This window comes from Paenibacillus segetis (genome assembly GCF_014639155.1).
GTDB lineage: Bacteria > Bacillota > Bacilli > Paenibacillales > Paenibacillaceae > Fontibacillus > Fontibacillus segetis.
In genome coordinates this window covers 1-3,224 of sequence record NZ_BMFT01000012.1, presented here as the reverse complement: position 1 = coordinate 3,224, position 3,224 = coordinate 1, and the positions used below count along the sequence as shown (strand labels likewise).

General features: G+C 44.8%; 4 protein-coding genes. 3 read left to right on the top strand and 1 reads right to left on the bottom strand.

Annotated elements, in window-relative coordinates:
- On the bottom strand, nucleotides 1–635 hold a 635-nt coding region (locus IEW05_RS25505), incomplete at its 3' end, for a hypothetical protein (protein WP_229753773.1).
- Between the two features lie 43 nt (nucleotides 636–678).
- Here IEW05_RS25505 and IEW05_RS26160 point away from each other — a divergent pair.
- The 3 genes from IEW05_RS26160 (at nucleotide 679) to IEW05_RS25485 (ending at nucleotide 2,942) form a co-directional block, all read left to right on the top strand.
- On the top strand, nucleotides 679–786 hold the full coding sequence (locus IEW05_RS26160) for an LPXTG cell wall anchor domain-containing protein (RefSeq protein ID WP_188542678.1): 108 nt from the start codon (nucleotides 679–681) through the stop codon (nucleotides 784–786).
- A gap of 175 nt (nucleotides 787–961) precedes the next feature.
- Nucleotides 962–2,167: an LPXTG cell wall anchor domain-containing protein gene (locus tag IEW05_RS25875; protein WP_229753771.1), complete on the top strand. Its 1,206-nt coding sequence runs from the start codon at nucleotides 962–964 to the stop codon at nucleotides 2,165–2,167.
- A gap of 67 nt (nucleotides 2,168–2,234) precedes the next feature.
- Nucleotides 2,235–2,942: a class D sortase gene (locus IEW05_RS25485; protein WP_229753769.1), complete on the top strand. Its 708-nt coding sequence runs from the start codon at nucleotides 2,235–2,237 to the stop codon at nucleotides 2,940–2,942.
- Nucleotides 2,943–3,224 lie beyond the last annotated feature (282 nt).

Below are 3,224 nucleotides of genomic sequence, written 5' to 3'. Positions count from 1 at the left end.
CCGACACCAAGTGAAACGCCGAGCCCGACACCAAGTGAAACGCCGAGCCCGACACCAAGTGAAACGCCGAGCCCTACGCCAAGTGAAACGCCGAGCCCGACACCAAGTGAAACGCCGAGCCCGACACCAAGCGTAACACCGAGCCCGACGCCAAGTGAAACGCCGAGCCCGACACCAAGTGAAACGCCGAGCCCGACACCAAGCGTAACACCGAGCCCTACGCCAAGTGAAACGCCGAGCCCGACGCCAAGTGAAACGCCGAGCCCGACACCAAGCGTAACACCGAGCCCGACACCAAGCGTAACACCGAGCCCAACGCCAAGTGAAACGCCGAGCCCAACGCCAAGTGAAACGCCGAGCCCGACACCAAGTGAAACGCCGAGCTCGACACCAAGCGTAACACCGAGCCCGACGCCAAGTGAAACGCCGAGCGCAACACCAGGTGAAACGCCGAACTCGACGCCAAGTGCGCAGCCGAGCTCAACGCCAAGTACAACACCTGGTGTTACACCGAACTCAACACCAAGTGTAACACCAAGCCCGACACCAGATGGTATTCTTGAGATTGAAATTCCTGAAGATCCTATACCTAAGGGAAATCCAATAAGTGAAGACCAGACTACACCACAAGACAATGTACCATCGGAAGATGTAGTAATTAGCGATGAGGAAGTTCCTTTGGATTCTCTTCCAAAAACAGGTGAAAGTAGTTCTCTCCCGTTTTATGCAATGGGGGTAATATTAGTAGCCATTGGTTTCATATTTAGATTGACACGGAAACGCTAATGATTAAAAACGTTACAGGTATTAGGTGATGAGGTGAATGAATGGCTGCTATGGATTAATGCCTATAAGCAGCCTTTCCTTCTTTCCATAGAGTAAATTGATTGATTTTGTATTTTAGATATGAGTTCTTTTTTGTTTGAGGGTTAGATAATTATAATCTGGGAGGGATTTAATAATGAGGAAGAAACGAAGGTATTCTGTAATACTCACATTAGTAGGAGTGTTGTTAATAAGTACAACTTTCCGCTATGGAGCGACAGTAGTTGAAGCTTCGGAAACTGAGCCCGGAACTGAGAGTAATGTAGTAGTTTCGTTTGACAATGCTGACAACACATCCGATTACACTATTGAGACCCCGACGTTAGAATCCGGAACTGAATTGCTTAACATTACTGGAGTTTCAAATGATAAGTGGCCGAAGCCTACACCAGAACCAACGAAGACACCAAAGCCGACGCCTACACCGGAGCCAACGAAGACACCGAAGCCAACGCCAACACCATGTCCACCAACACCGACGAAAACGCCAAAGCCAACACCAACACCACCGACTCCAGCACCAACGAAAACACCGAAGCCAACCCCAACCCCGACACCGACGAAAACACCAAAGCCAACCCCAACACCATGTCCGCCAACACCAACGAAAACACCAAAGCCAACCCCAACACCATGTCCACCAACACCGACGAAAACACCGAAGCCAACACCGACACCGACAATACCACCAACAGATGAACCAACGCCAGGACCAAGTTCAACACCAGAACCAAGCTCAACACCAGAACCAAGCTCAACACCAGAACCAAGCTCAACACCAGAACCAAGCTCAACACCAGAACCAAGTTCAACACCAGAACCAAGCTCAACACCAGAACCAAGCTCAACACCAGAACCAAGTTCAACACCAGAACCAAGCTCCACACCAGCACCAAGCTCTACACCAGAACCAAGCTCTACACCAACACCAAGCTCTACACCAACACCAAGCTCAACACCAGTACCAAGCTCTACACCAACACCAAGCTCTACACCAACATCAAGCTCAACACCAGCACCAAGCTATACACCACCAACATCACCAAGCTCTACGCCAACACCAAGCCCTACGCCAGTTCCAAGCGCTACACCAACACCAAGCTCCACACCAGTGCCAGAAGTTGTTCTGATTCCTGAAGATCAAACACCAAAAGGATCTGTAGTAGCTCCAATTGAAACTGATGCAGTTGGTTCTGGTACCAACGAAACACTTCCTGATGAAGAAGTTCCGCTTGATAAATTGCCTAAAACAGGCGAATCCAGTGCTCTTCCATTCTATTTGATCGGGTTCATTATGATTGCTGTGGGTTACATCTTTAAGAAAACAGGCAAACGTAACTAAGAACTATTAAAAAAGGAGTAAAGAGGGATTTCCTCTTTGCTTCTTTTGTTAAATGGGGGATAGATCGGTGAAAAGACTGATTTCATATGTAATTATTATCATTGGGATCGCAATCATGTTATATCCGAAGGCTAACGAGTGGTATTTGGAAAGGCAGGAAAGTAAATTGCTTGAGGCTGCTGAGCTGGGGTACGAACAGAATGATCTGAATAATGAAGACAAATCAAAGGCTGATAACGATGAGATAATTAGCAACCAAACTAAGCTCAGTTACGAGAAATTGTCCCAAATTCTAGAACAGCAATCAGAGGTAGAACAAACAATTAGTGATAACACAGAAAGTCCAATTGAAGTGAAGACTGAGCCCGCTGAGCCCGAAGTTAAACCTATCGCGATCATTAAGATTGCTAAAATAGATTTGAAGTTACCTGTGCTTGAAGGTGCTACTAAAGAGAATATGAGTCATGCAGCAACTCACATGATAGAGACGACACCACTTGGTAAAATAGGTAATGCAGCGATTTCTGCTCACAGAGCGCATAAAAAAGGAAGGTTATTTAATAGATTGAATGAAGTAGAACTTGGAGATGAGATTATTATAGAAATGAAAAATGAGACATTCAAATATAGTGTGTATAAAATATCTAGAGTGAAGCCAACAGATGTTTCTGTATTAAATAGAAACAAAAAGGATAAGATTCTGACCTTGATCACCTGTGACCCGCTAATTAATCCAACTATGAGATTGATCGTGCAAGCTAAGATAATTGATTAGAATATATGAAGAGAAATTTTTGGGACAGAATATAAAATTAGATGTATAAAATTGGATGGTATAAAAAGTTTGAATATGCTTGCCCAATAATATGAAAGATGATATATTATACATCCACCCGTTAAACACAAGCTTTTGTAGCTAACCACTACGATATGCCAGAAAAAATAAAGCTTGTAAAACGGTGTTGGATGTAGTAAGATATAAGAGTTGCTGCTGAGACATTGAACGGCAACGGAAACAAAGTTGATCTTTGAAAACTGAACAACGAGTGAGTGAAAT